27 protein-coding genes are annotated in these 26,730 nt (G+C 71.6%); 15 read left to right on the top strand and 12 right to left on the bottom strand.

What is annotated here, in order from left to right:
• Nucleotides 1-67: 67 nt before the first annotated feature.
• Entirely contained in the window at nucleotides 68-871 is an 804-nt protein-coding gene (locus OG444_RS38705) for a maleylpyruvate isomerase family mycothiol-dependent enzyme (RefSeq protein ID WP_327266556.1), read from the bottom strand.
• Between the two features lie 250 nt (nucleotides 872-1,121).
• Nucleotides 1,122-2,075: a GlxA family transcriptional regulator gene (locus tag OG444_RS38710; RefSeq protein ID WP_327266557.1), complete on the bottom strand. Its 954-nt coding sequence runs from the start codon at nucleotides 2,073-2,075 to the stop codon at nucleotides 1,122-1,124.
• Nucleotides 2,076-2,294: 219 nt separating this feature from the next.
• Between OG444_RS38710 and OG444_RS38715 the strand changes: the two genes are divergently transcribed.
• From OG444_RS38715 to OG444_RS38725, 3 genes are all read left to right on the top strand, one after another.
• The gene (locus OG444_RS38715) at nucleotides 2,295-2,963 is read left to right on the top strand and encodes a DJ-1/PfpI family protein (protein ID WP_327266558.1); all 669 of its coding nucleotides are present in this window, start codon (nucleotides 2,295-2,297) and stop codon (nucleotides 2,961-2,963) included.
• A gap of 131 nt (nucleotides 2,964-3,094) precedes the next feature.
• The gene (locus OG444_RS38720) at nucleotides 3,095-3,406 is read left to right on the top strand and encodes a hypothetical protein (protein ID WP_327266559.1); all 312 of its coding nucleotides are present in this window, start codon (nucleotides 3,095-3,097) and stop codon (nucleotides 3,404-3,406) included.
• A 17-nt stretch (nucleotides 3,407-3,423) separates the two neighbouring features.
• On the top strand, nucleotides 3,424-3,939 hold the full coding sequence (locus OG444_RS38725; protein WP_327266560.1) for a hypothetical protein: 516 nt from the start codon (nucleotides 3,424-3,426) through the stop codon (nucleotides 3,937-3,939).
• A gap of 305 nt (nucleotides 3,940-4,244) precedes the next feature.
• On the opposite strand, the gene OG444_RS38730 is transcribed toward OG444_RS38725, so the two are convergent.
• From OG444_RS38730 to OG444_RS38740, 3 genes are all read right to left on the bottom strand, one after another.
• Nucleotides 4,245-5,480, bottom strand: coding sequence for an NAD(P)/FAD-dependent oxidoreductase (locus OG444_RS38730; RefSeq protein WP_327266561.1), 1,236 nt, complete (start codon nucleotides 5,478-5,480; stop codon nucleotides 4,245-4,247).
• Nucleotides 5,481-5,638: 158 nt separating this feature from the next.
• Nucleotides 5,639-6,265, bottom strand: a complete 627-nt coding sequence (locus tag OG444_RS40875; RefSeq protein WP_442810727.1) for an HPP family protein — start codon at nucleotides 6,263-6,265, stop codon at nucleotides 5,639-5,641.
• A 208-nt stretch (nucleotides 6,266-6,473) separates the two neighbouring features.
• Nucleotides 6,474-7,844 carry an MFS transporter gene (locus tag OG444_RS38740; RefSeq protein ID WP_327266563.1) on the bottom strand — a complete coding sequence of 457 codons (1,371 nt, stop codon included), beginning with the start codon at nucleotides 7,842-7,844 and terminating at the stop codon, nucleotides 6,474-6,476.
• A gap of 205 nt (nucleotides 7,845-8,049) precedes the next feature.
• Here OG444_RS38740 and OG444_RS38745 point away from each other — a divergent pair, with 205 nt between their 5' ends.
• The 5 genes from OG444_RS38745 to OG444_RS38765 all read left to right on the top strand — a co-directional run bounded on the left by OG444_RS38745 (nucleotide 8,050) and on the right by OG444_RS38765 (nucleotide 12,564).
• Complete coding sequence (locus tag OG444_RS38745) at nucleotides 8,050-8,409, top strand: ArsR/SmtB family transcription factor (RefSeq protein ID WP_327266564.1); 360 nt, start codon at nucleotides 8,050-8,052, stop codon at nucleotides 8,407-8,409.
• A 153-nt stretch (nucleotides 8,410-8,562) separates the two neighbouring features.
• A complete protein-coding gene (locus OG444_RS38750) occupies nucleotides 8,563-9,957 on the top strand; it encodes a Fic family protein (RefSeq protein ID WP_327266565.1) in 1,395 nt (464 codons plus the stop codon).
• 62 nt (nucleotides 9,958-10,019) lie between these two features.
• Nucleotides 10,020-10,337: a hypothetical protein gene (locus OG444_RS38755; RefSeq protein ID WP_327266566.1), complete on the top strand. Its 318-nt coding sequence runs from the start codon at nucleotides 10,020-10,022 to the stop codon at nucleotides 10,335-10,337.
• Nucleotides 10,338-10,495: 158 nt separating this feature from the next.
• Complete coding sequence (locus OG444_RS38760) at nucleotides 10,496-11,404, top strand: zinc finger domain-containing protein (protein WP_327266567.1); 909 nt, start codon at nucleotides 10,496-10,498, stop codon at nucleotides 11,402-11,404.
• A gap of 281 nt (nucleotides 11,405-11,685) precedes the next feature.
• Entirely contained in the window at nucleotides 11,686-12,564 is an 879-nt protein-coding gene (locus tag OG444_RS38765) for an arginase family protein (RefSeq protein WP_327266568.1), read from the top strand.
• 46 nt (nucleotides 12,565-12,610) lie between these two features.
• Here the strand turns inward: OG444_RS38765 and OG444_RS38770 are convergent, their stop codons facing one another.
• From OG444_RS38770 to OG444_RS38780, 3 genes are all read right to left on the bottom strand, one after another.
• Nucleotides 12,611-13,255 (bottom strand): CatB-related O-acetyltransferase, encoded by a 645-nt coding sequence (locus OG444_RS38770; protein WP_327266569.1) that lies wholly within the window; start codon nucleotides 13,253-13,255, stop codon nucleotides 12,611-12,613.
• A 225-nt stretch (nucleotides 13,256-13,480) separates the two neighbouring features.
• Nucleotides 13,481-14,008, bottom strand: coding sequence for an NUDIX domain-containing protein (locus OG444_RS38775; protein ID WP_327266570.1), 528 nt, complete (start codon nucleotides 14,006-14,008; stop codon nucleotides 13,481-13,483).
• On the bottom strand, nucleotides 14,005-15,912 hold the full coding sequence (locus OG444_RS38780) for an ABC transporter ATP-binding protein (RefSeq protein WP_327266571.1): 1,908 nt from the start codon (nucleotides 15,910-15,912) through the stop codon (nucleotides 14,005-14,007). Before OG444_RS38780 ends, OG444_RS38775 begins: the two co-directional genes overlap by 4 nt.
• A gap of 218 nt (nucleotides 15,913-16,130) precedes the next feature.
• Here OG444_RS38780 and OG444_RS38785 point away from each other — a divergent pair, with 218 nt between their 5' ends.
• Complete coding sequence (locus OG444_RS38785) at nucleotides 16,131-16,412, top strand: hypothetical protein (RefSeq protein WP_327266572.1); 282 nt, start codon at nucleotides 16,131-16,133, stop codon at nucleotides 16,410-16,412.
• Between the two features lie 68 nt (nucleotides 16,413-16,480).
• Nucleotides 16,481-17,053 (top strand): GNAT family N-acetyltransferase, encoded by a 573-nt coding sequence (locus tag OG444_RS38790; protein ID WP_327266573.1) that lies wholly within the window; start codon nucleotides 16,481-16,483, stop codon nucleotides 17,051-17,053.
• A 99-nt stretch (nucleotides 17,054-17,152) separates the two neighbouring features.
• Here OG444_RS38790 and OG444_RS38795 read toward each other — a convergent pair whose 3' ends face one another.
• Nucleotides 17,153-17,701 (bottom strand): GNAT family N-acetyltransferase, encoded by a 549-nt coding sequence (locus OG444_RS38795; RefSeq protein ID WP_327266574.1) that lies wholly within the window; start codon nucleotides 17,699-17,701, stop codon nucleotides 17,153-17,155.
• A gap of 215 nt (nucleotides 17,702-17,916) precedes the next feature.
• On the opposite strand from OG444_RS38795, the gene OG444_RS38800 reads away from it, so the two are divergent.
• Nucleotides 17,917-18,423 (top strand): DinB family protein, encoded by a 507-nt coding sequence (locus OG444_RS38800; RefSeq protein ID WP_327266575.1) that lies wholly within the window; start codon nucleotides 17,917-17,919, stop codon nucleotides 18,421-18,423.
• Nucleotides 18,424-18,604: 181 nt separating this feature from the next.
• Entirely contained in the window at nucleotides 18,605-19,279 is a 675-nt protein-coding gene (locus OG444_RS38805; RefSeq protein ID WP_327266576.1) for a hypothetical protein, read from the top strand.
• Between the two features lie 210 nt (nucleotides 19,280-19,489).
• On the opposite strand, the gene OG444_RS38810 is transcribed toward OG444_RS38805, so the two are convergent.
• From OG444_RS38810 to OG444_RS38820, 3 genes are all read right to left on the bottom strand, one after another.
• Nucleotides 19,490-19,807, bottom strand: a complete 318-nt coding sequence (locus tag OG444_RS38810; RefSeq protein ID WP_327266577.1) for a hypothetical protein — start codon at nucleotides 19,805-19,807, stop codon at nucleotides 19,490-19,492.
• Nucleotides 19,808-19,971: 164 nt separating this feature from the next.
• Nucleotides 19,972-21,186 carry an IS110 family transposase gene (locus OG444_RS38815; protein ID WP_327263586.1) on the bottom strand — a complete coding sequence of 405 codons (1,215 nt, stop codon included), beginning with the start codon at nucleotides 21,184-21,186 and terminating at the stop codon, nucleotides 19,972-19,974.
• A 727-nt stretch (nucleotides 21,187-21,913) separates the two neighbouring features.
• On the bottom strand, nucleotides 21,914-22,381 hold the full coding sequence (locus OG444_RS38820) for a hypothetical protein (RefSeq protein ID WP_327266578.1): 468 nt from the start codon (nucleotides 22,379-22,381) through the stop codon (nucleotides 21,914-21,916).
• Nucleotides 22,382-22,519: 138 nt separating this feature from the next.
• Between OG444_RS38820 and OG444_RS38825 the strand changes: the two genes are divergently transcribed.
• The 3 genes from OG444_RS38825 to OG444_RS38835 all read left to right on the top strand — a co-directional run bounded on the left by OG444_RS38825 (nucleotide 22,520) and on the right by OG444_RS38835 (nucleotide 26,308).
• A complete protein-coding gene (locus OG444_RS38825; RefSeq protein ID WP_327266579.1) occupies nucleotides 22,520-24,373 on the top strand; it encodes a diacylglycerol kinase family protein in 1,854 nt (617 codons plus the stop codon).
• A 1-nt stretch (nucleotide 24,374) separates the two neighbouring features.
• Nucleotides 24,375-25,355: a YihY/virulence factor BrkB family protein gene (locus OG444_RS38830; protein ID WP_327266580.1), complete on the top strand. Its 981-nt coding sequence runs from the start codon at nucleotides 24,375-24,377 to the stop codon at nucleotides 25,353-25,355.
• Nucleotides 25,356-25,480: 125 nt separating this feature from the next.
• Complete coding sequence (locus OG444_RS38835) at nucleotides 25,481-26,308, top strand: phosphatase PAP2 family protein (RefSeq protein ID WP_442810729.1); 828 nt, start codon at nucleotides 25,481-25,483, stop codon at nucleotides 26,306-26,308.
• Nucleotides 26,309-26,730: the final 422 nt, after the last annotated feature.

The raw sequence follows: 26,730 nt of genomic DNA on the forward strand, positions 1-26,730 counted from the left end.
ACGGCGTGGGTTCAGCCGTTGGCGCAAGGCATGCCCCGGGGCGTATGAGGTGGCGCATCGTCACGTCCTACTCACTCGGGTCCCAGGTCCTGAGCTGCTCGAAGACACCTCGGTCGCCGTCGAGCTCCAGGGAGTCGATCGGGATGCGGTTGTACAGGATGAAGACCAGCTCGCTGGCCGTGCCCCGAGCGGAGAAGTAAGCGGCGGCCGCGTCCGGGTCCTGGCCGGCAGAGGTGGCCGGCACGGTGCCGGGCTCGGGGAGCCGGGCGCTACGTGCGCCGTCGGCGGAGAGCGAGAGGCGCCAGGAGCGGCCCTCGGAGGCGTGGAAGTCGATGACAGCGGGCTTGTGAGGCCAGGCACTTGTCGTGGTGACGCAGGTGGACAGGAACTCGTCGACACCGTCGAGCGCCACCTCCTCCGGCAGCGGCTGCGGGGCACCTACGGTGATCTGGGCGTCGTACGTGTGCACCGCCATCTGCTGGAGCTGGTGCCGGGCCACGGCTCCGGAGGTGTGCGGCGACTGCAACGTCTCCCACCACGCCCAGCAACCGCGATCCGGGCCGGCCTTCCGCAATGCGTCCAGCAGTTGCTCCGTGGACTCCGCCAACCAGGCCAGCAAAGCCTCGCGCTCCCTAGGCACAGCCGGGGAGCCCTCCGCTGCGGACTTCGCCGAAGCAGGCCCTGCTGCGATGGTGGCTGCCCAGTCGCGGCGCCCCTCGCCGATGTGCTGCGCCAGATCGAACAGCGTCCACTCGGGGCAGGTCGGAACCTGTGCGTCGAGGCTGGGCGCGGAGGCGACCGCGGCGCGGAAGGCAGTCGACCGTTCGTCGATCAGTTGCAGCAGAGCGGGGAACTCAAGTGTCGTTGTCACCCTGAATCTTTATCACTGTGTTCCGACAATCGGACAGTGATTTTTTACAGCCGCCATCGCGGGCGGACCCTCACCACCGCGGAGAAATGATGGTTCTCAGGGGCTGTCGCGATGGATCTCACGCCCGATCAGGCCGCTGGCGGTTGAACGTCACGACCGCCCGAACTGTGACGCGCGCGTCGGCGGCGCCCGCGGCACGCGGGCCCCGGATGTGTGCCCGTGGGGTGAACGAAGCCGTGCCTGGGCGCCGTCAGAGCGACTTCTGCGTCTGGAAGGTACGCCGGTAGGCACGCGGGCTGGTGCCGGTGAGGCGTTTGAAGCGTTCCCGGAACGCCGTGGGAGAGCCGAAACCGACCTGCGCGGCGATCCGTTCGACGGGGTGCGCGGTGGTCTCCAGCAGATGCTGCGCCTGGCGGATCCGGGCCCGGTGCAGCCACTGAAGCGGTGACGTGCCCGTCTGTTCGCGGAAGCGCCGGTTCAGGGTCCGGACGCTCATGCCGCTCTGCCGGGCGAGGTCGTCCAGGGCGAGCTCGCGCCGGGCGTTGTCCTCCATCCAGCGCATGAGTGGTTCCAGTACCGACCCGCGAGGGGCCGGCGGCTGCTCGTGGACGATGAACTGGGCCTGCCCGCCGTCGCGTTCCAGCGGCATGACCGACAGTCGGGCGGCGTCCGCGGCCACCGCCGAGCCGAGGTCGCACCGGATCATGTGCAGACACAGGTCCAGCCCCGCTGCGGCCCCTGCGGAGGTGAGCAGCTGTCCGTTGTCCACGTACAGCACCCCGGGGTCCACCTCGACCGCCGGATGGAGCGCGGCCAGGAGATCCGCGGCCGACCAGTGCGTGGTGGCGCGCAGGCCGTCCAGCAGGCCCGTCGAGGCCAGTACGAACGCGCCCACGCAGACGGAGGCGATCCTGGTCCCGCGCGCGGCGGCCTGGCTCAGCGCGTCGAGCACCTCCTGAGGCACCGGCGCCGTGGGATCGGCCGTGCCCGGCACGATGATCGTGTCCGCCTCGGCCAGCTCGGCCAGCGGCCACGGCGCGCGCAGGGAGAAAGCCCCCGCGTCGACCTCCTCGGCGGCCGCACAGACACGGACCCGATAGGCCGGGCGGCCGCCGGGAAGCCGGGTACGCGTGAACACCTCGATGGGGGTCGACAGGTCGAACGGGATCACGCCGTCCAGGGCGAGAACGGCCACGGTATGCATGGCCCAACCATAGCCGTGCGCGGGTCGACTCACTCGCGTGGTCCGGTCACCGTTGGCATGTTAGTGCAGTTCAGAGGGGCTCTGGGCGCTCTGTTTCCGGTTGGCCAGAATCCGTTGGAAGGTGGCATTCCAGCCTCTGTCGACTGCTGTGGACCGTGACTAGCGTCGATGCCGGCGCCCCACCCGTGGGCCCTTTCCCAAGACGAGGAGACCTCCCCGATGCTGTGTCAGATCGTGCTGTTCGACGGCTTCGACCCCATGGACGTCATCGGCCCGTACGAGGTCCTCCACGCGGGTTCCGTCGCGGCGCCGGGGGATCTACGCGTGGAGCTGGTCTCCGCGGAGGGCCCGCGCGACGTACCCAGCGGCGCGGGGCTGATCTCGCTGCGCGCCACCGCCCGGCTCGACCCGCAGCACGCGGACCTGGTCGTCGTACCGGGCGCAGTCGGCCCGCTGGGCGCGCTGTCCGATCCGGACGCCCCGGTGAACGCCGACTCCATCCCGGCCCTGCTCGGCCGCTCGTTGGAGACCGGCCTGCCCGCGCTCCTGAAGGAAGCCCTGGAACGGCCGGGGCTGACCGTCGCCACCGTCTGCGGCGGCTCCCTGGTGCTCGCGATGGCCGGGTTGATCGAGGGCCGCCACGCGACCACCCACCACCTCGGACGGGACCTGCTCGACGCCACGGGCGCCGTGGCGGTCGACGCCCGCGTCGTGGACGACGGCGACCTCGTGACGGGTGCGGGCGTCACGTCCGGCCTCGACCTGGGCCTGTACCTGCTGGAGCGCGAGCTCGGCCCACGGATCGCGCACGCCGTGGAGCAGCTCTTCGCGTTCGAGCGCCGCGGCACCGTCTGGCGCGCCGCAGGCCCGGTTCCCGCAGCCTTCTGACGCGCCCTCCGCCACATCACACGTGCCCGGCACAGGACCCGCGCCCCGCCCACCGGACACGCGTCCTCACCCGACACGCACCCGCCACCCCCGGACGCACCCACCATCCCCCGTCGAGGAAGGCTCACCACATGTCCGTCGAAGGCACCTGGAACCTCTTGATCGCCACCCCCATCGGCAGGCAACAGGCCGTCCTGCGCCTGTTCGTGCAGGACGGGGCCCTGCACGGCGTCGCCACCGGAGAGGCGGAGGAGGTTCCGCTGACCGGACTCGAATGCCACGGCGACCGCCTCACGTGGCGCCAGTCGATCACCAAGCCCATGCGCCTGCACCTGGCCTTCGACGTCACCGTGACGCAGGACGCACTGGCCGGCACCGCCAAGGCCGGCCGCCTGCCCTCCACCCGGGTCACCGGCCACCGGACCGCACCCTCCCGCTCCTGACCACCTGGATCACCCACGTGACAAAGTTCCTCCTCTCCGTCCACGTCCTGGCGGCGATCATCACGATCGGCCCGGTCACCGTCGCCGCCAGCATGTTTCCCGCCGTCGCGCGCCGCGCCCTCGCAGACGCAGACGCAGACGCAGACGCAGACGCCGGTGTCGACGGTGCTGCGGCGGTCCTCCCCGCGGCCCGTACGCTGCACCGCATCTGCCGGGTCTACGCCGTGATCGCGGTCGTGGTGCCGGTGTTCGGCCTGGCGACCGCCAACAGCCTCCACGTACTGACCAGCCCCTGGCTCCTCACCTCGATCGCACTGACCGCGGCGGCCGCCGCCGTGCTCGGCGGCCTGGTGCTGCCCCGCCAGGCCGCGGCGCTGGCCGGCCTCCGTACCGCCGTCGACGAGCAGCGGGCGGCCCCCGCCGTCCTACGGGCGCTCGCACGACTGGGCACGTACACCGGGCTGTTCAACCTGCTGTGGGCAACGGTGACCGTCCTGATGATCGTCCGCCCCGGATCCACCACAGGAGCGTGATGTGCACCGCACCAGTCACCTCCTCCGGATCTCCGCTCCCGTCGAACTCGTCACCCTGGCCGCCCTGCTGCTCAACCTGACTCTGCTGCACCTCCCCGCGCTGGCCTCGGCCGTCGGCCCCCTCCACGGCTGCGCCTACCTGATCGTCGTCATCGCGGCCGCCCGCGAGGCCGCACCGGACCGAACGGCCGTCGCGCTGTCGGCCGTACCCGGCATCGGAGGCGTCCTCGCCCTGCGCAGGCTCGACGCACATCGCCGCCGGATTGCCACCATGCCCCCGCGATCCCCTGCTCCGGACGCCCCGGTCAGCGGGGCAGCAGCGACTCCAGCGGCACCTGCGGGTCGGCGAGGCGCGCCGGGTCGATGGCCGCGCGGGAGCGGATCAGGGCCTGGATCGGCTCGGTGACGTCCCAGACGTTGACGTTCATACCGGCAAGGACGCGGCCCCCGGACAGCCAGAACGCGATGAACTCGCGGGTCGCGGTGCTGCCGCGGAAGACGACCCGGTCGTAGCCGCCCGGCTCCACGTAGCCGGTGTACTCCATGCCCAGGTCGTACTGGTCGGTGAAGAAGTACGGCAGCCGGTCGTAGGCGTCCTCCCGGCCCAGCATGGCCCGGGCCGCGGCCTGCGGCTGGTTGAGGGCGTTGGCCCAGTGCTCGACACGGATCCGGCGCCCCAGGAAGGGGTGGTGGGCGTTGGCCACGTCGCCCGCCGCGTAGACGTCGGGTACGGAGGTGCGCAGGTGCTCGTCGGTGACGATGCCGTTGTCGACGGTCAGTCCCGCATCCTCGGCCAGGCCGGTGTTGGGGGTGATGCCGACGCCGACGACGACGGTGTCCGCGGCGATACGGGTGCCGTCGCCCAGCCGGATCCCGTCGGCGGTGCCGTCGTCGCCGGTGATCGCGGTGATCTGTACGCCGAACCGGAGGTCCACGCCGTGGTCCCGGTGCAGGTCGGCGAAGACCTGGGCGACCTCACGGCCGAGTACGCGCAGCAACGGCAGCTCCGCGCTCTCCAGCACCACCACCTCGCAACCCGCCGCACGGGCGGCGGCAGCGGTTTCCAGGCCGATCCAGCCCGCGCCGATGACGACGACCGTGGCGCCGGGCCGGAACGCCGCCTTGAGCCGGTCGCTGTCCGCGAGCCGCCTCAGGTACAGGACCCCGTCCAGGTCGGCGCCGGGAACGGGCAGCCGGCGAGGTGAGGATCCGGTGGTCAGCAGCAGCCTGCTGTATTCGACCCGCCTGCCGTCGGCGAGCGTCACCCGGCGGGCCGCGGTGTCGAGGGCCGTGGCCGTCGCCCCCAGGCGCAGGTCGACGTCGTGCTCGGAGTACCACTGCTGCGGATGGACGTAGACCGCCTCGCGCTCCTGGGTTCCCAGCAGATAGCCCTTGGACAGCGGCGGACGCTCGTAAGGACGTTCCTGTTCCGCTCCGATGAGGACGAGAGGGCCGTCGTAACCCTCCTCGCGCAGGGTCTGCGCGGCTTTCGCCCCGCCCAGTCCTGCTCCGACGATGACGTAGGCGCTGTTCGTGGTCATGGCGGTCGTTTCCTTCACTCGGTGGTTCGCGCAGTGCCGGTCCGGGCGGAGCTGTGCTGCGAGCAGTCCGGGTCGATCCAGATTTCCACGGCCACGCCTTCGCGAGCGGGTGCGCGGCGACAACCTCCTGGGGCGTGTCGCTCAGGAACCGGGAGCCGCTACCACCAGTAGACGGGGTAGCGCGGCGCTCCGCGCCGGACGCGGGAGGCGGCCATGCCCGCCAGGGTGAGGACCGTGGTGGCGCCGAGCAGCAGGGGGACGAACCGGGCGGGGGCCGGAGTCTGGAGTACGACGATGACGGAGGTGGCGCACGCGGGGGAGTGCGGGCTGCGGGCGAGGGTCGTCGCGGCGAGGGTGGCTCCGCCGGCGAGCGCCGCGGTCCAGGGACTGCTGTGTGACAGCGCGAGGGCCGCGTACCCGGCCGCGGCGCCGAGGAGATGCCCGACGATGACGCTGCGGGGCTGGGCCGTGGGCAGGGTGGGGGTGCTGTGGAGAACCGCGGCACTGGCGGCCAGCGAGGGTATGAGGACCGGTTCGTGGATCATCGCCCCGATGGCTACGAGTCCCAGCAGGGCCGCGGTGAACCCGCTGACGCTGTGCAGGGCTGCGACCGCGGTCGGCCGGACGGATTTCCGCTGCCCGCGCCCGCGCCCGCGGCCACGCCCATGCCCTTGCCCGTCACCCTTGCCGTTCCCGGGCCCGTCCCCACGCTCATTCCCCTGCTCTGTCGCAGGCAGCTCAGGGCCGGTGGTCGTCCGGCGGGGCAGGACGGAATCACGGTTCACGAGGGAGGTTTCCCGGCACGGTCGGCGGACAACGGAAGGCCCCGCTCACGCCTGCGCGCAGGCTGTGAGGGGGGCGGCGTGCGCCAGTCAATCAAGATCCGGATCTCCTGGGCAACTGGACCGTTGCACGAACCGGTCCAGTGCCGCCTGCCCGCTTGTGGTTGATCGTCCAAGTGGGCGGATCGGATCGATGTCCGCGGCGGACGGCTCAGCCGAGGGGCCCGCTCGTGCCCGCCGGGCAGTGCGCGTGCAGGCGGTCCGCGACCGGACGGTGGTGGTGCCTCCAGCCGCCGGACACCTGTGCCGCCCCGGCCAGGTGGGGGTGGCCGGGGGTCAGACCCGAGTGGACGTGCGGTCGCTCGCCGCCGTCGCCCGACGGCCACAGTCGTACGGCCAGGACCGCCGCGCCGGACGCGATCGCGCCCAGGGCGATCACAGCGGCCCGGAGTCCGGCGGTCGCCCCCAGCCAGCCGGCGAGCGGATAGGTCAGCAACCAGCAGGCGTGCGACAGCGAGAACTGCGCGGCGAATGCCGACGTACGGCCCTCGGGCGGGGCCACGCGGCGGATGAGCCGGCCGGTCGGGGTGAGGACCGTCGAGCATGCGGCGCCGAAGGCCGCCCACACGGCGAGCAGCGCGGGCCAGCGCCAGCCGCCGCTGCCGGCTGCCGTGACGGCGCCCAGGGCGCCGAACACGACCGTCAGCAGGAGTGCGCCTCGGAGCATCACCGTACGGTCCTCGACCCGGGCCAGGACGCGGGGGAGCAGGAGCGCGACGAGCATCGAGCCCGCTCCGTACGCGCCGAGGGCGAGGGCGACGTCGCCCGTGGTCCGCCCGAGGTGGTCGCGTACGTAGACGACGGTGTTGACGGTGACCACGGCGCCGGCGGCGGCGACGGCCAGGTTCAGGGACAGCAGGGCGCGCAGGCTCGGCGTGGCGAAGAACAGGCGGGCGCCGGCGGTGGCCGCCTTCGGGCGTACTCCGTCCTTCGTGCGGGCGGAGGGCCGGGCCGGCTTCGGCAGGACCGCGGAGACCACCAGTACGGCGGAGGCGACAAAGCCGCCCATCGTGCCCAGGAACAGCCAGTTGTAGTTCATGAAGGCGAGCAGGGCGGCGGCCAGTGCCGGGCTGAAGAGGCTCTCCATGTCGTAGGCGAGGCGGGAGAGCGACAGGGCGCGGGTGTAGTCGCGTTCCTCGGGCAGGACATCGGGGATCACGGCCTGGAAGGTGGGCGTGAAGGCGGCCGAGGCGGCCTGGAGCGCGAAGATCAGGACGTAGACCTGCCAGATCTGGTCGACGAACGGCAGGGTCAGGGCGACCGCCGCCCGGATCAGGTCGGCCCCGGCCATCAGGGTGCGGCGGGGCAGGCGGTCCGCGACGGCGCCGATCGCCGGAGCGATCGCCACGTAGGCCGCCATCTTGATGGCCAGGGCCGTGCCCAGTACGGAGCCCGCCCGGGCCCCCGCGATGTCGTACGCGAGCAGGCCCAGGGCGACGGTGGCCAGCCCGGTTCCGGTCAGGGCGATGACCTGGGCGGTGAACAGGCGGCGGTAGGTGCGGTTGCGCAGCACGGAAATCATGCGGGAACCCTTCGCGGACGGAGCCTGACCCCTCCAACATACGACATCATGTGCGCACGTGCGCACATGATGGATGGTTCGTATCCGCGCAGGACGGCAGGCAGTAGGCGGCCAGCGGCCAGCGGCAGGACGGTCGGACCTCCGCACGCTCCGCAGGGCCGGGCGGTCCGCAGGGCCGCTGAGCCGGTAGGCCTACGCTGTCCTCATGCCCATGAGCGAACCCGCCCCAGTTGCCACGCATCCGCACCTGCGCACGCCGGACGATGCCCGCCTGGCCGAGGCGGCCGGGGTTTTCGCGCTCCTCTCCGACGCCACCCGTCTGCACCTGCTGTGGCTGCTGGCCCTGGAGGAGTCCGACGTGGGCTCCCTCGCCGAACGGTGCACCGCCTCGCGGACCGCGGTGAGCCAGCACCTGGCCAAGCTGCGTCTGGCCGGCCTGGTGGAGGGACGCAAGGAGGGCCGGTTCGTCTTCTACCGGCTGAGCGACGGGCACCTGCGGCGCCTGGTTCTCGAAGCCCTGAGCCATGCCGACCACCGGGTGACGGGCGAGGCCCCGCACGACTGACACCGCGCAGGAACCACGGGTCCCGCACCCCTCCCGCACCCTCCCGCCCTCTCCAACTCCCGCTGAGGCCAGCCCCGTCGGGCCGGGCGCCGGGGCGGCAACCCCGGACGTAATCCGGTTGAAGCGCTGCCCGTAGAACGGCAGGCTTGCCCGGTGATAGTCGAGCTGGCTCCTGCCTACCTGACCTGGGACGACGTGGATCCCGACCGCCACCCCTTCGACAGTGCCGCGGCGGCGGAGGTGGTGCGGTCGCTGGGGCCGGCCGGGCGCGTGCCATGCCGCCCCGACGTCCCCCGCGCCGACCCGGCGCTGAACGCCTGGAGCCGGGCGGAGGCGAAGACGTGGGCCGATGCCATGTCCTTCGCGCTGGCCGAGCGCTACGGGAGCTGGGCCGTGGGCTGGCGTTGGGCACACGACGAAGGCGACTTCGACGGAGGCCCGGTCGGCAACTGGTGCTGTCCCCTCCACTCGATCACCACCTCCGAGGAGACGCTCGACCGCGTCGTAGCGGCGCTCTGCGAATGGCGCGGATGGCTGGAGAGCCTCGCCGGCTGGTTCGAGCGGTACCCGCTGGAACTGAATTCCGTCGAGGACCAGCGGATCCTGTGGGAGAACGCCGCCCGGATCCTGATCCTCCAGGTCGTCGACCGCACCGGCTGCGGCAGCGGCTGGTACGGACACTGCTACCAGGTCCTCACGTGGTTCCTCAGCCGCTGGGGAGTCGAAGCCGCCGTCGCGCGGGACCTGGTCGCCAAGGCGGTCGGCGGCCGGTTCGAGAGCTGGACCGGCCCCGACGTGCTGCTGGTCGACAGCGTCGCCGAGCGGCTCACGGACTCACTGAGGCCGGAAATCGGCGCACGGCCCACCGAACCGGTACCGGATCACCTGCAGACATGGCTCGCGGTGCGCGAAACCGTGCCGTGGCAGGAAGCCCCGACGGGTGGCGAAGCCGGCCCGGTCACCCCGTCACGCGACGGGGCGGCCGAGGACATCCGCGCCTTCGACGGGGCCGTGGACCCCGCCCGCGCGGAGGGCCTCCTCTCGGCCCTGGAACTGCTGCGCGCCGATGCGGCAGATGGCGCCGCCCTCGACTTCGAACTGCTCAGCCGCTGGCAGCAGCACGTCCTGGGAACTCCCGGGCCGCCGGCGTTCCGGAACCTGCCCGCCTTCGCCAAGGGAGCCCGGGAGCGCTACGGCATCGGCCCCGACACGCGCGCCCGCTTCGACGCCTGCCTGGCCGAGGCGACACACGACGAGACCCGGCCACTCCCTCTGACGGCACGCGCCGCCCGCGCCTACTGCGACGTCTGCTTCTTCCACCCCTTCGACGACGGCAATGCCCGGGCGGCCTTCCTCGTACTGCTCTTCGTGCTCGCCCGCGAGGGCGTCGTACTCGACAGCGTCAGCCTGCTCCGCCGCGTCAGCTTCCAGGCCGATGCTCCCCAGGACGCGCTCACCCTCGCCCGCTACCTCGCCCTGCACCTGGAGGAGACGCGCCGCCGTGCCGCCCCGCTCGGCTCCCAGGAGGCTTCTCAGCAGCCCAGTTGACGTGTGCTGCCCGCCGAAAGGGCTCGGCGGTCCGGGCGCAGAGCTGAGTTGGGGTGCGGTCCATGGCATCCGAGAGCGGCATGGCACGTGTCGACCGGAGGTGGGCGCTGGTCGTGACCGCGCTCCTCCTCGGGCAGGTAGCGGTGTACATCCGGTACTTGCCGCACTTCACGGCAGCGTCCAACGCCTGCGCGGACTTGGCCTGCCGGAGCGGAGTGACCGACGCGGTCAACGCCGCCACCTACTGGCAAGTGGGCGGCGCCGCGGCCACGATCGCGGCACTGCTGAAGGCACCGGGTGGACGTACGGCGGCGTGGCGCATCTCCTGTGTGCTCGCGCTGGCGGTGTGCGCCGCCGCCTCCATGCTCCAGCTGGACTGAGCTGGACTGAGCTGGAATGGGTGGGGCTGTGCCGCCTGGGCCACCGAACACCCCATCCGGCTTCGGCGCACGAGTACTTGAGTGCGTGCCGGAGTCGGCGGATTTTTCCCGCGCGTCTGTGCGCGATTCCGCCGGGTTCGCACCTCTATGGTCGGAGTGTGACCACCTGGTTTCCCCCGTTGTCCGAGTACGCCTTCGCCCGGGGCTGCCCCCGCTGTGGAGCGGGCCCCGGCGAGCCATGTATCGCGCCCCGGAAGAACGCCCGACTCGCCCGGGCGGACCACGCCGGCGTCGACGATGAGGCCAGGCGGATGCACGCCCCGCGGCTGGACGCCGCGATCCGGCACTACCACCGCGACGTCGGCAAGGCCCCCCTGCCCGACGCCCGGGTACCCGGCCGGCGATACGACTCCCTGAACCCGGCGTCGGCACCGCGATCGGCACGGGCCGAGGCGGCGGTGGCGGTTCGCCCTCCCGTCGTACGGCCCCTGGCCGATCGGGCCGCCGCCGTCTTCGGCAGGGAATCGGGACGCGTGCGCTGGCCCTACGGGATGCAGCCGCCCGCCCCTCCCCGGACGAGGACGGACGAGGCCCTCGCCCGGTACGAGGCGGCACTCGCGCAACGGCGGGCCGCCCAGGAGCAGATCACCACCTGGGCCGAGTCCCTCGGGCTCCGGCACAGCCAGTTCGGCTGCTGCCCACGCTGGCTGCAGCGGCAGCGCAGCAGCCGCTGCCGGCCATGGGCGTGCACTCAGTACGGCGGCAGCGGCCCGGACCACGACTGGCTCGACCACCTGCTTGCCTGGACCCGGCGGGGAAAACCTGCCGCCATCACCTCCGCTCCCTACAGCGTCGGTGCCCAGGACGCGGCCCGGCTCACCTGGTGGACCGGCGAGGACCCGCGACTGTCCTTCGGCCTCGGCACCGGCTGGTACGGGTCCGGCACGACCCAGATCGTGATGTGGCGCACCGATCTGGTGGCAGCGGCCCCGCTCACGGCCGACGGACCGGACACCGGACCGGACACCGGACCTCAGCGCGCGGCACCGACCGCGGACGTCATCTGAGGACAGGACAGCCCGGGATGCCGGTCCTTGGTCCTGTCCAGGCGGACCAGGAGCAGGTCCGGGTCCTTCGCGGGGGCGAAGCAGGACGCACTCGGCAGTGGACACGCGGACCGACCCGGTCGGCCGATCGGCGCCATCCACACGCACCGGATCCGGTACAGATCTGCGGGGAGGCCGAGGGCCGACGCTGCACACCGTCCGTTCTGAGGAGTATGAGGTCGTCAGAGCGGACGCAGGCCGACCACGACGGTTCATACGGGTGACGACGAAGGGATGCGGACGTGCGGAAGCCGGCGATCATCGAGGCGCCGTCCGTGCTCGGGCTGCGGCCCTCGGGTGTCCAGGACATGCCTGGAGCTCTCCTCGACGCCGGTCTGGCCGAGCAACTGGGGGCGGTGCGGGCCGGCCGGGTCGAGGCATCGGCGTACGACCCGAGGCGGGACGAGACGACGGGGATCCTTAACCCGCACGGCATCGCGCGGTATGCCGCGAGCCTGGCCGACGCCGTCGGCACCGCCTTGGACCGTGGCCTCTTCCCCGTGGTCCTCGGCGGCGACTGCAGCATCCTGCTCGGCAACCTCCTCTGCCTGCGCCGCCGGGGCCGGTACGGCCTGCTGTTCCTCGACGGCCACACCGACTTCTACCAGCCGGCGGCGGAGCCGACCGGCGAGGCGGCCTCGATGGAACTCGCCCTGGCCACGGGCCGCGGCCCCCGACTGCTCACCGACCTCGAAGGCCGCGGGCCACTGCTGCGCGACGAGGACGTCGTCGCGTTCGGATTCCGCGACGCCGCCGAATCCGCCCGGGCCGGAATGCAGCCGCTGCCACCACGGCTGCACACCATCGACCTGGACGGTGTGCGTGCGATCGGCGCCGCCGCGGCGGTGCGCGAAGCGATCGGTCACCTCGGGGGCGAGGGGAGTGCCGGGTTCTGGGTGCACGTCGACGTCGACGTTCTCGACGACGACCTCATGCCGGCGGTCGACTACCGCATCCCCGGTGGGCTGACCTGGCTGGAACTGGAGAGCGTACTGGCGATCGCGCTGGCCGACGAACGAGCCGTCGGCCTCGATGTCACGATCTTCAACCCCCGCCTCGATCCCGATGGGACACTGGCCACCCGCCTCACCGAGTGCCTGTGCCGGGGAATGCGCGGATGAGAGCCGTCCGGTACGCGCGGCAGGCTGTGCGCGGGTGAGTACCGGCTCAAGGGCGGGGTGCGGCCCGCTCGAGTTCGTCGACGGTGCCGGACATGACGGTCCGGATGTGTTCGGTGAGATGCTCTGCCGGCCAGTCCCACCAGGCGATCGCGAGCAGGCGGGCGATGTCGTCGTCGCCGTAGCGGGTACGGATGAGCCTGGCCGGATTGCCGCCGACGATGCCGTAGTCGGGGACGTCGTCGATGACCACGGCACCGGAGGCGATGATGGAGCCGTGCCCGATGCGCACTCCGGGCATGACCATGGTGCCGTAGCCGAACCAGACGTCATTGCCGACGACGGTGTCCCCCCTGGCGGGCAGCTCGGTGAGCAGGTCGAAGTGCTCGGACCAGGAACCGCCCATGATGGGGAAGGGGAACGTGGAGGGCCCGTCCATGCGGTGGTTGGCCCCGTTCATGATGAACCGCACCCCTGCACCCAGGGCACAGAACTTGCCGATGACCAGCTTCTCGGGGCCGTAGTGGTAGAGGACGTTCCGGGTCTCGAACGCGGTCGCGTCGTCCGGGTCGTCGTAGTAGGAATACTCCCCGGCCTCGATCAGCGGCGAGGTCAGCAGAGGCTTGAGCAGCACCACGCGCGGCTGGTCGGGAAACGGGTGGAGCGCGGTCGGGTCCGCGGGCAGACGATTCACGGCAGTCGCTTTCGGTAGGGCAAGGGCCGGCGAGAGCTCCCATTCTGCGCATGCCGCGCGGCGGATCGGAGGCACCAAGGGGAGGGCGAGGCCGTCCCGGGGTCACTTACGCCCGTACGTGCCGAGAGCCGGTCCTGCCGGTCCTGCCGGAGACAGCGGAGCGGAGGGCCTTCCGGAACGGATGGGCCCTCCGCTCGGCGCCACGACTGTTCGGGTGGCAGCGAACTACCACTCCAGGTAGGACGCGGTCGTGATGCTGCTGTCCCCGGGGGCGGTGAGGGCGGTGAGGGCGGCGAGGTTGTCGCGGTAGCGGGAGGAGAGGGTTTCCAGGGTGACGGCCTTGTCGAGGGGCACCCATTCAAGGCCGATCTGACCGGTGTCCTGCTGGGCTCCTCCGACGAGATCGGGGCTGCCGTCCACGGTGCACAGGAAGACGATCTCGACGCGGTGGTAGTTCTCCGTCACCGGCTCACGGTCGCGGATCCACGCTTCCAGGACCCACAGCAGCCGGCCGACGTTCACGGTGAGGCCGGTCTCCTCACGCACCTCCCGGCGAACGGTGTCCGGAAGGAGCTCGCCGGGTTCCTGGCCTCCTCCCGGGAGGAAGTGACCTTCCCGTCCGTTCCATATGTTCCGGGTCAGGAGCACGTTGCCCTCGTGGAGGACGACGGCCTTGGCGGAGTTGCGGATGCGGGTGGGAGCGTGGGCTGGGGTGGGGGCGGATGTGGAGGCGGAGGCGGAGCTGGGGGTCATGTGGTGGTCTCCTTCGCTGTGCGCTGGCCGGGGATGGTCCGGTCATTCTGCAGTTCGAGGAGTTCGCGGAAGAGCCCATCGGCCTTTGACAGTTCGCCGAAAGTGCCTTCCTGGACGACGCGGCCGTGGTCGAGGACCACGATGCGGTCCGCGACGGCGACGTTCGCGAGGCGGTGGGTGACCAGGACCACGGCACGGTCGCGAGCCGCCCGGCGCAGGTTGCTGAAGATGCGGTGTTCGGCACGGGGATCGAGGGCAGAGGTGGGCTCGTCGAGGACGAGGAGCGCGGAGGGGCGGTAGAAGGCCCTGGCGAGGGCAATGCGTTGCCACTGGCCGCCGGAGAGTTCGGCGCCGCCCAGCCACTCGCGGGCCAGCAGGGTGGACAGGCCGGCCCGTAGTTCCTTGACGACTTCGTCGGCACCGGCCGCGGCGGCGGCCTCCCAGATGTCCTTCTCGTCGTCGCTGTGGGGCTGGCCGAGGGTGATGTTGTCGCGGGCGGTCATCGGCCAGCAGGAGAAGTCCTGCGGTACGAGTGAGACGTGCTTCCAGGCCGCGTGCGGGTCGAGTGCCGTGGTGGGACGGCCGTCCCAGGTGACGGTGCCCGAGGTGGGGAGGTGGAGGCGGGTGAGCAGCTTGGAGAGGGTGCTCTTGCCGGACCCGTTCTCGCCGACCAGGGCGACGATCTCGCCGGTGCGAACGGTGAAGTCGATGCCGTCGAGGGCGTTCTTGGTGGCGCCCTCGTAGCGGTAGACGAGGTTCTCGGTACGGATCTCCCTCGGGGCGCGGGGAGTGACGGTGCCGGCGGCGAGGCGGTAACCGCCGGTCTCCTCCAGGAACTTCGACCAGTCGTCCATGTACATGCCGGTGCGGAAGATCATGGCGGCGTTGCGGACGACGCTCTGGACGGAGCCGGTGACGGTGCGCAGGGCGAGGACGGCCGTTCCGGCGGCGGCGACGGTGAGATGGCCCGTGGCGAGGAGGGCGACCAGAACGCCCCAGACGATCGCGGAGGCCAGCCCGCCGCCGAGGGCACCGAGGAAGGCCATACGGGCGCCTTCGGTGACGGCCTGGCGGTGGACGGCGGTGACCCGGTGGGTAAGGCGCCGGTGTCTGCCGAGGAGGAAGGGGGCCATGGTGCCCGCACGGATCTGGTCGGCGGAGTGCCGGTCTGCGAGGTGCCAGCGCAGCACACCGATCATGCGGCCGTGGCCGGTCATCTTGACGGCGGCGATGTAGGTGACGCGGGCGCTGTGGACTTGGGCGATGCCCTGGGGGAGGCTGGCGAGGACCAGGAAGGGCAGCAGCAGGGGGTGCAGGGTTCCGAGGACGACGGCACCGGCGAGGAGCGTGGCGAGCGCCGCGAGGAGGTCCTGGCCCTCTTCGATGATGTCCTTGGAGACGACGGCGCCGCGCTCGGCGTTGTCCCAGCGGTCCTTGAAACCGGGACTGTCGTAGGCGGCGAGTTCGCTGCCGGTGGCCGCGTCGAGAAGCATCAGTTCGTACTCCTGCTGGAGCAGCGGTGCGATGCGGGACGTCAGCCACGTGACGGCGATGTAGAGGGTGGCCCGGACGCCGGCGGCCGCGGCCAGCACCGCGACGGACGGCCACGCCTCCCACAGCCGGTCGGTGATGTTCCCGGAGGAGATGAGCGCGGTGATCGTCGAGGTGGTCGCGAACAGCCCCAGGGCCGCCGCGACTCCGGAGACGACCTGACAGGCCAGCAGTCCGGTCACAGACGCCCGGTCGACGCGCCACGCGATCGACAGGGAGCGTTTCATCAGATGCGGAAGGCGCCGGGCCATGTGGCGCAGCGTGATGTACTTCGCGGCCTCCCAGCGGTTGTCGCCCTCCCACGCGAAGTCGATTTCCTCGTCCGCCTGTTTTTCGCTGTCCTCGCTGGTCATCGTATGCGCCTCCGTGAATGAGGGGGGAGGGTCAAGACTGTTTCCGGAGCGGGTGGTTGGGAAGGGTCTGCGCACAGTGATCACTCGAAGGTGTCACCGTACGCACTCGGGGTGAGGGTTGGTGCGAGGGTCGGGGCGAGGGCTTGGACCGACCGGGTCGGTGAGCCGTGGGCGTCGCTGATTGGCCGTGCGGCACGACCGGTTGAGAGCATGCGACGGTGACTACGCATCTCCCCGCCGGATGGACGATCGAGCAGATCCGCTCGCTCTCGCACGACCGAACTGCCAACCCGCTCTCCACCGACCGGCTGGTCGTCATCGAGACGGCCGACCGGCACGCATACGTGGAGCTCCATCCCGAAGTGATCCTCGGGTTTCACGACCTGTGCCTTGTGCTCGACGACGGCGAGTGGCTGATGGGCCGCCTCGACACGGACGGATCGGTGGTCTGCTGGGCCTCGTACGGCCCCGACCTGGCTGAGGCCATCCGCAGCCTGTGAGCCGGTATTCCGCCATTCCGCCCCCCCGCCCGGATTCACTCCAGGGTTCCGGCGGGGGACAGAATTCGATGGTGCGGCACGGCTCCGGCGTCAAGAATCACCGGATGCATGAAGTGAAACTGTCCGACGGGACCATCACCCTGTCCCCGCTGCGCCTGGACGATGTGGAAGCGCACCTGGAGGGGGAGGACGACCTGCTCGTTCGCTGGCTCAACGGCGGCCCCGGCACGCGGGAGGGCACCGAAGGGTACTTCCGGCACTGCCGGGAGCAGTGGGACAACGCCGGGCCACTGCGTGCGTTCGGCATCAGGACGGGTGCCGATGAAGTGCTTGCGGGGACGATCGACTTGCGGCTCGCCGGAGAAGGCCTGGCTCCCGGCCAGGTGAACGTCGCGTACGGCCTTTATCCGTCCTGGCGGGGGCGTGGACTGGCCACCCGCGCGGTCCTGTTGGCGTCCCGGTACGCGGCGAGTGAAGGCGGTACGGAGGCGGTGATCCAGGTGGAGCCGGACAATCCCGCATCGGCCGCAGTCGCAACGCGGGCAGGTTTCACCCCAGGCATGCCGACGTACGACAAGGACGGCACGCGCTTCGACCGGTACATCCGCAACATCCGGGGCCTGCACACCGCCGCCGGGTGACGGCCGACCGTCACGGGACAGTCGGCCGTCGGCCTCAGCAGGCCTCGGCGCGAGGCGGAACCGACGGCAGCTCCCACAGTTCCAGCGCTCCGCCGGAACTCAACCGGTCGCCGTGACCGGTGACCACACGCCGAACCACTGCTCGGCGCCGTACTCCTCGAACCGCTCCACCTCGGTGAACCCCAGCTTCGCCGCGAGGCGCATGGCGCGGTCGTTGGCGGTCTGGGTACAGAGGACCACGGGCTCGCCGGGAAGCGCGTTGCGGAACCAGTCGAGCGCGGTCGTGCACGCTTCGGCGGCGTACCCGAATCCCCACGCCTCCGGCAGGACCATGTAGCCGAGCTCCGTCTCTCCGCCGTCCGGACGGATACGACCCTGACGCCCCGCGTCGCGCCGATCGAGCGTGATCATGCCGATCATCGCGCCGTCGACATCGATCACGAAAAGGCCGGGGCGCCGTCCGGGTGTCTCCGGAACCGCGCGCTCGAGCTCGTCACGCGGTCGAGGGCCACCGACGTAGGCGCCCACCTCGGGCGATGAGAACAGCTCGATGAATGCCGCACGGTCCCGTGCCTCGGACCGGCGTAGCACGAGCCGTTCGGTCCTTATCGGGAGCGGTGGCCAGGGGAGCGCTCCGAGTCCGGTCATGACAGCAACGTATCGCAGTTCATCGGAGCGACCCGAAGGGGCGGGGAGAGGGCACCGTGCGTCGGCGCTGCGAGGAATGGGATGCAGGGAGCAGACGGAAGCAACAGCGCGGACTCGGGCCGGACATCGCGTTCCACCTCCCGGCCCCGGCGGGATGGGCGGCCCCGTCGATATTGCCTCGACACCGGCCGCGGTGATCGGGGACGCTTCGTTCGATGACCAGAACCGACGACACACCCTGCGCGTGGGACGAGCGCACTCAACTCACCACGTTTCTCGACTACGTACGTGACACCGCTCGCGCCAAGTGCCAAGGCGTCTCCGAGGAGAAAGCCCACAAGGCGCTCCTGCCGGGCTCACCTCTGATGACCATGAGCGGACTGATCAACCACCTCCGCTGGGTCGAGTACTACTGGCTCCAGGTCGTCTTCCTCGGAGAGGAGGACGAGGGACCCTGGACCGATGAGGACCCCGATCGCGAGATGCGCATCGCCGTCGATTTCCCGCTCGCGCAATTGCTCGACGAATACGCCGAACAGAGCGCCCGTTACCGCGAACTGGTCGCGGCCCACGGCCTGGACACCCGAGCCCAGCGAGCTGTCCGCGACGGCCTCCACGTCGACCTGCGCTGGATCCTCCTCCACCTCACCGAGGAGACGGCCCGTCACAACGGTCACCTGGACATCCTGCGCGAGCTGCTCGACGGCGCGACCGGCGCCTAGGACCTAGGTCCTGTCGTCAAAGTCCCGCCTGGCCGGCGCTACTTCGACGACAGGACCTAGCCGTCTTGCCGATGACGCAGGGCTCGCGGGTCGACAGGCAAGACAGCCCGTAGGGTGTTCCCGGCGGATCGACGGCGAGCCGGGCCGGAACAACCAATCCGGTCCGGCACAGGAGTTCAACATGGCGGCAAGCGGTTCGATCAAGCACGGCGAACCGGGTGAGGGTGTGGCAGTCCCCGCCCGGTCCTGGCAGCGGCGCCTCGCCGTCGGCGCCTGGGTGTTCACGGGCCTGTGCATCATTGGTGTCCTCGGCATGCTCCTGATGGTCATGTACGGGCTGCGGTATCCCACCGAGGATGAGAAGAACTGCTGCTGGGAGCCGAACGCCACGCCCGAGTGGGCGGCACGCGTGACCGGCCTCCGGGTGCCGGAGACGGCCACCGACCGGCGGGCCGGGCTCCATACCAACCTGCAGTACGACGTTGCGCTGCTCGCCTTCACCGTGCCGACCGCGGAGGCTGACCGATTCCTGCTGCCGCTTCGCAGGGAGGGTACCCAAATGGTCCGCAACCGGCACCCACAAGCGCCGGGCTACACCCGGAGCGACGGCTTCAGCCACCTCGGCCTGCCCGAGCCCGAGACCTTCGTCGAGGGCATGTGGATCACCAGTGTCTGCCCTGACGAGGTGAAGACCCCCGAAGGCGACGCAGTCCGGTTGTGCGCGGAGATCCACGCGCACGAGTTCCGGCCCGGCACCACGCGCATCTATGTCTGGGCCGGCAGCGACGCGCCCATCACAAAGCCGGCGACCGACGGCGGGGCCGCGCCTGCGACCCGGTCGAGTCAGCCACGCTGACGCTCCGGCCGACGGGAGTGCGCGGTGCGGGCAGGCGAAGAGCCCTCCCGGCTGCGGGACGGGATCATCGACCTCGCGCCCGACCTTCAGCGCGCGCCGAGGGCTGATCCTGCGGCATCGCCCGAACGGCAGCGGTACCGGAACCAGGCCGGGTCGGCGGCCTGGAGGGCAGGGCCGACGTCGACGGGGTGAACGGGGAGCCCCGGTGGTTCACGCCCTGGTGATTCCGGTGATCACCGGGTCCCCCAGCGGGGCGGCCTCCGAGGTCAGACCGACGCTTCGCAGGGCCGTAGTGGCCAGGTCCAGCGCTTGGGCCTCGGCAGTTGCTGTATCGGCGGCCTCGACCTCGAGACGCAGGCTGAAGGCCGACGACTCGGGATAGAAGGTCAGGAGGTCCAGGTCTTCGGCCGCTCCCAGATCCGTCTCGCGGGGATCGGATCCGCGCAGCGCACGGGTGAGTTCCGTCCGCGCCTCGGGGGTCAGCTCGGTGAGCAGGGTGCCGGGGAGGGTGACGACGTAGATGGTCATGGGGAGACAGATGCCCCGACATCGCGGGGAAACTCGCGCCCTGCGTCCGATACCGACGTTCGGCCGAATGCATCCCCGGTAGCGTCACACCGATCGTGCTGGGGGGGGTGTCTCTATGTCTTTCGTCAAGGACGTGGTGTCGGGTATGGGACCGTTTGGGATGGTCATGCGGCGAGGGTGACGGCGGGGATTCTGGACTCGTAGAAGGTGCCGTCTCGGAGCATGGCGAACAGGACGCTGATGCGTTGGCGGGCGAGGCGGAGGAGAGCCTGGGTGTGGGTTTTCCCGCGGGCGCGTTGCCGGTCGTAGTAGGTGCGGGAGGCCGGGTCGGCGTTCATGCAGGCGAAGGCGGAGAGGAACATGGCGCGTTTGAGCTGCCGGTTTCCGCCTCGTGGTGCGTGTTCGCCGTGGATCGAGGTCCCGGACGACTTCGTCGTCGGGGCGAGACCGGAGTAGGAGGCGAGGTGGGCGGCGCTGGGAAAACTGGTGCCGTCGCCGACGGTGACCAGCAGGACGGCGGCGGTCCTGACTCCGACTCCCGGCATCGAGGTCAGGACCGGGTGAAGAGGGTGAGCCTCCAGCAGGCTGCTGATCTGGGCTTCCAGTGCCCGACGCTGGTCGTGAACCGCCGCGAGCGAGGCCGCCAGGGACGGGATCACGATGTCGAGGGTGCCGGTTCCCGGGACCACGACGGTCTGCTCGTCGAGAGCGTCGAAGACCTCGTCGATCAGCCGCGCGGCCATGCGTGGGGCCTTCGGGCGGATGAGTTCGACGAGTCTGCGGCGGCCGGCTTTGCGCAGAGCGGCCGGAGATCCGTGGCGCTCGAGGAGCCAGGTGACGGCCGGGTGGTCCAGCCGGGGCCCGAGAACGCGCTCCAGCGACGGGTGGAACTGGGTGAGCAGGCCGCGTATCCGGTTGCTGGTGCGGGTGGCTTCGGCGGCGAGGTCCTGGTCGAAGCCGGTCAGCACCGTGAGCTCGGCGGTGATCTCGTCCGTCAGCTCCAGCGACCGCAGGACGTGCGGCATGGTGCGGGCGGCGTCCGCGATCACCGCCGCGTCCTTCGCGTCGGTTTTTGCCTCTCCCGGATACAGGTCGGCGATCCGGCGCATGGCGAGTCCGGGCAGGTAGGCGACCTCGCAGCCCGCGTCGCGGGCGACGGTCAGCGGCAGAGCGCCGATCGATGCGGGCTGGTCCACGATCACCAGCACCGTGCCGAACTTCGCGATCAGCTTGTCGAAGACGGCCCGCAGTTTCGGTTCGCTGTTGGGCATCGGCTTGTCGAAGACTTTCTTGCCCGCCGGCGTCAGCCCGTGGCCGTGATGGGCGGTCTTGCCGACGTCCATACCCAGGAAGACGCCCACATCGCCGGTGTCTAACATCGCACCCCTCCTGGGTGGTTGACCTGGCCGGCCTCTGCGTTGGCACCGTGCTCGCGCATCCACGTTATGCAGACCTGCCGCCCACGCTTCTGCCCGGCATTGCGCCGGGCCGGGCGGTGGTCGGGTCTCTCATCAGCGTCTCCGACGGCACCCCACGGACCCGGCGACACCACCCCCCAGGTCATCCGTTCGACAGAGGGGACACAGTCATACCGGGCCCGGAGGCCAGCGGCCCCATTGCAGGACCGCGAAAAACATAACGGGGGGGGGGAGGGGCGGGGCCAGGGTGTGCCGCCACACGGCACTGTGCAGCGGCTCCATCCGAACGTGCGAACGAATGGGCGACGGTGAAGGCGGCCCGGGCACCGGATTCGGAGTCCGAATTGATCAGGATGACGACGGAGCTGCCCGTGGCGTGCTCGTCGCGCGGCCGGCGAGGAGTACCGTGACAAGGGTTCGGCGAAAGCCGCTGCGCGCAGAGCGCGTGGCCGGTTGCGTGCCGCGCCTGATACGCCCTGACCAGCCACCCCCCCCGGCTGGTTCAGGGCCCGCCCCGACCGGCCTCTCCCCCCCAGGCTGGTCGGGGCCCCTTCATGGGCCTCCGTACCCGCCCGGCCCGGCGTCGGGGCCCGGCGCCGGAGCAGCCGAACGATCACGCGTCCGCGGTGCCGCGGCGTACGTTCAGGAGCGGAGCGGCCCTGCAGGCGTTCCCCTGAGCCGGGGCGGTTCAGACACGGGCCCGGATCTGCTGCACCGGATGGCCCAGGCGGGCCGCCAGCGCCTCGAGCTCGTCCTCACGGAACCATGGGCGTCCGGGATTCCAGACGGCTATCTCGAAACGGGCGAAACCACAGGGCCAGTCGTAGTCGAGGGCGTCCAGCGTGGTCGATCCTCCACAGCAGGGGACCTCGATCGCGAGGGTGGTGAAGCCCTCGTCGCCGTGAGCCTCAAGGAGATCGCGCCACCACTCCATGTCGATGGCCGCCCGGCACAAGGGGCAACCGATCCTCTCCAGGTTGCCCCCGCATTCGACGGCGGTCATCGCGTCGTGCCACATCACGTCGATCTCCACGTCCACGCCATCCGAACCTCCGGGAGCCAGGTCCTCGACGAGCGGGACGACGCGATCGACCGCTTCGTGACCGGGCTGCCACTGCGGATCAGTCGGAATGATCGACAGGACGTCATCGCTCATGGTTCCCCACCCTCGTCAGGCAACATCGCAGCCGATGCTATCGATCGCATGTCCGTCCGGATGCCCCTCGACCTGCGCTGATCGCGCCCCGCAGCTGCCGCGACGCATGACCGGGCCGGTCCGGGCAACACGCCGTCAATGAGCTACGCACACAGCGCAGGCACGAGATCCGGCCGCCTCCTGCTGCTGCTTCCCCTGCAGGCGGTGTCCCTCGCAGGCCTCGGACTGCTGGTGACCGGGCCGCTGGCCGGCCGGTGGCCGCTCTCGGCGGAGGACGGAGTCAACCGGGCACTGGCGGACCGGCGCGAGGCCGTCGCCACCGCGCTCTCGGACGGGATGTCCCTGCTGGCCGGCACCGAGAGCATCGTCGCTCTGACGCTCGTCGCCGTGCTGGCCCTGCTGCTCGTGCCCCGGATCGCCCGGTGGCGGGAGGCCGCGTTCCTGGCCGGGGCCGTGGCCGCGCAGTCCGCCGTATTCCTGCTCGTCACCCTCCTGGTGGGCCGCGCCCGGCCCGACGTACCGCACCTGGACGCGGCCCCGCCCACCTCCAGCTTCCCCTCCGGGCACGTCGGGGCGTCGACGGCGCTCTTCGGCGGGCTGGCCGTGCTCGCGGCAGGCCGGCTGCGCGGTGGGCGCCGCGGGCTGGTGGTGGGCATGCTCCTGCTGGTCCCGCTGGCCGTGGCGGCCTCCCGGGTCTACCGGGGCATGCACCACCCCTCGGACGTGGTGGCGGGGCTGCTCAACGGCGTGTGCACCCTGCTGGTGATGACGTACGCACTGCTCCGGTCGGCCCCCGGCGGCAGCACCCCCGCGGGCCTGCCCGCGCCCCGGACCCGCCCGGACGGCGCAGCTCCGGACCTCATGCCGGACGTGACCACGGGCAAAGCCCCGCAAGCTGCCGCCGTTCGCGCCGGGCCCCGCCGGGCCGTGGTGGTCCGCCATCCGCACGCCTGCGGTGACGGTACGGCCGCCCGGGTCCGGGCGCTGCTCCACCGTCACGGCTACCCCGGCACGGATCAGACGTGGACGGCAACCACCGCCGAGGAGCCCGCGGGCGCACTCGCCGCGCACGTCGCCGAGGCGGACACCGCCCTGGTGGTCGTCTGCGGGGGCGACGGCACGGTACGGGCCTGCGCCGACGTGCTGTCCGGCAGCGGGATCCCGCTGGCGATCGTCCCCTGCGGCACCGGCAACCTCCTCGCCCGGAATCTGCGGCTGCCCTCCGACCCGGACACCGCCCTGCGCGCGGCCCTGACCGGCACGGCCGTCGGGCTCGACGTGGGCCGGATCCACGGTGACGGCCTCGCACCGACCCGCTTCACGGTCATGGCCGGGGCGGGCTTCGACGCCGCGATGGTCCGGGACGCCTCCGCCCGGCTCAAACAGCGCCTGGGCTGGCCCGCGTACGTCCTCTCCGCCCTGCGCCACCTCGGCGATCCCCGCATGCGCCTGTCGGTCCGGCTCGACGGGGCCGCCCCGCTGGAGCGCCGGGCCCGCATGGTGGTCATCGGCAACGTCGGTTCCCTGCAGGGCGGGCTGCCCCTCCTGCCGGACGCCCGTCCCGACAGCGGCCGGCTGGAGGTGGTGCTCCTCGACCCGCGCGGCGTCGCGGGATGGCTCGCCGCGGCCGGACACCTCCTGGCCCGTTCGGGCTCCCGGGCAGCCGGGCAGCGCCCCGGCGCCCGCCCGGACCGGCGGGCGGCGGGCGGCGCGCTGGAGTACTTCAGCGCCGAACGGATCGAGCTTCGCTTCGCCCGCCCCCAGCCGCGCGAGCTCGACGGCGACGCCTTCGCCGCCGGTACCCGCCTGACCGCCCACGTCGAGCCGGGCGCGCTGCGCGTCTGCCTGCCCGGACGCGCCCCGGTCGGGCCGGCTGGTGCGACAGGGGTGACAGCGGTGACAGGGGCGGCCGAGCAGACAGGGGCGCCCGAGGAGACACAGCCCGCCGCCCGCGCAACCGCGCCGGGCATCCGGCCGGACGGGGTGCACTGACATGGGCACCGCCACACGCGTACCGCAGCGCAGCGAGATGGAGGCCGTGGAGACCGAGTTGCGGACACAGGGCGAGGAGCTGTCCGCCGAGGAGGCCTGGGCCGCGCTGCGCCGCTACGGCGGCTGGAACCTCGTGAGGGACTCCTTCCTACGGTTCCGGTACGCCGACGGGTTCAGCCACTCCAGAGCCCTCGCCCTCCAGACGGTTCTCGCGATCCTGCCGCTCGCCATCGCGCTCATCGGCCTGTCCGGCGTGCTGCACACCGAGGACATCGGGCGGATCGCCGAGCTGACGATCCGCCGACTCGTCAGCGGCCCGAGCCAGGACGTCGTGGACGACGCCCTGCGCGAGAGCCGCCGCCAGGCCGGGGACGGCGGCCGGGCGGCCCTCTGGCTGGGCCTGCTGTTCTCGATCGCCAACGTCACCACCGGCATGTGCCAGGTCGAGCGCGGTGCCAACCGGATCTACGGCGTGGAGCGCGACCGCCCCTTCCTGCACAAGTACACCCGCGGCCTGGTGATGGCGCTGCTCGCGGGACTGCCGCTGGGCCTCGCCTTCTCCGTCACCGTCCTCGGCTCCGACCTCGGCCTCGCCATGACGGAGGTGTACCGGCTCGGACCGGCCGCCCACCGGGTGTGGGACGTACTGCGCTGGCCGGTGGGCATCCTGCTGGCCGTCGTGGCGGCCAGCGCCGTCTTCCGGCGCTCCCCGCGGCGCACCCAGCCGGGCTACACCTGGCTCGCCTTCGGCGCCGCCGTCTACCTGGTGCTGTGGCTCGGCGCCACATGGGCGCTGAGCCTGTACGCCGGGGTGAACAGCTCCTTCACCACCGTGTACGGGCCGCTCAGCGCGTTCATGGCACTGATGCTGTGGTCCTACCTCACCTCACTCGCCCTCTTCCTGGGCCTCTCCTTCGCCGCCCAGTTGGAAGCCGCACGGGCGGGCGTGGCCGAGCCGGTCAGGGAGGACCCGGGGGTCTGAGGCACCGGCCCCACGGTCCGGTCGGCCGGACGCTGCTCTGCCGGCCGGATGTTGTCCCGCCGGTCGGAGGTTGTCCCCCCGGCCGGATGCGGCCCCGCCGCACGACGAAAGGAACCCCACCGACCATGACGGAGCGATCCGACCGGCCCGCGCACCGGCCCCGACGGCTGCTCGCACGCCTGGTGTCCGGGCGGCGGACCGGGCCCGACGCCCGGTTCGGCATGCGGCTGGTGGCCATCTCGGCCGCGACCGCCCTGGCGGCCGTACCCTTCTCCCTCGCACTGGTCCTGGTGGAGTCGCGGTGGCCACCGCTGCGCCGCCTCGACCAGGGCGCTGCCGAGTGGCTGCACCGCACCGCACTCGACCACCCGGCCTGGGTCCGGGTCCTCGAATTCCTCACGCACGTCGCCTGGGGGCCCTTGACCATGCGCCTGCTGGTGGCCGCGGTGGTGGTGTGGCTGCTGTGGCACCGCGCGCTGCGGCTGGCCGCCTGGGCGGCCGTGACCGCCGTCGCGGGGGGCCTGGTGGGCCTGCTGGCGAAGACGGCGGTCGAGCGCGCCCGGCCGCACCTGCCCGACCCGGTCTCCGAGGCACCCGGCTTCTCCTTCCCCTCCGGACACGCCATGACGGCCACCACGTCCTGCGCCGTACTGCTGCTGGTCCTGCTCCCACTGGTGCCGCGCGCGTGGCGCCCGTTTGCCTGGGCTCTCGCCGTGGCCGCAGTGCTCGGCGTCGGCGGCACGCGGGTCGCGCTCGGCGTGCACTGGGTGAGCGACGTGGTCGGAGGCTGGCTGCTCGGCCTCGCCGTGGTCACCGCCACCACTCTCGCCTTCGAGGCGTGGCGCAGCGACATCGGCCGTCCCCTCACCACACCCGCCCAGGGGCTGGAGCCGGAGCTGGTGACGTCATGCCCCGAACCGCCGGCCGGCACCGGGGGCATCGGCCGACCGTGATCCGAACGCCGCGGACGCCGTCGTCCGCGGCGGGCGTTCGGCGCCGGGTCGTCCCGCACGGGTCTCGCCCATCCTGCCGCCATGGGTCTGGATCTCGCACTGTTCATCGCGGACCGGAGGCAGTTGAGCACCTCAACGGCCTGGTCTGCGCCGGCGGTTCGCTGCCGAGTGCGAAGGCTGGGCAGGCCGTCCGCGCAGCTTCGAGGACTTCATCGCGCTCCTGCGCGAATGGGGCGACGTGACGACAGGGGCCGCCCGCCACGGCTGGGGCCTGGTGGGCCCGCCCCAGGGGGTGTGTTGGCGGCGAGGGGGCCGCGTGATGCACCGTGGTCGCAACCGCCGAGCGGTACAGGACGGTCCGCGAGCGGTGCCGACCGGCGCAAGGGCTGCTCTGGGCTCGTCCCGCCACCAGGACTACAGTT

Origin of the sequence: Streptomyces sp. NBC_01232 (assembly GCF_035989885.1) — a bacterium.
In the GTDB taxonomy this organism is placed as follows: Bacteria; Actinomycetota; Actinomycetes; order Streptomycetales; family Streptomycetaceae; genus Streptomyces.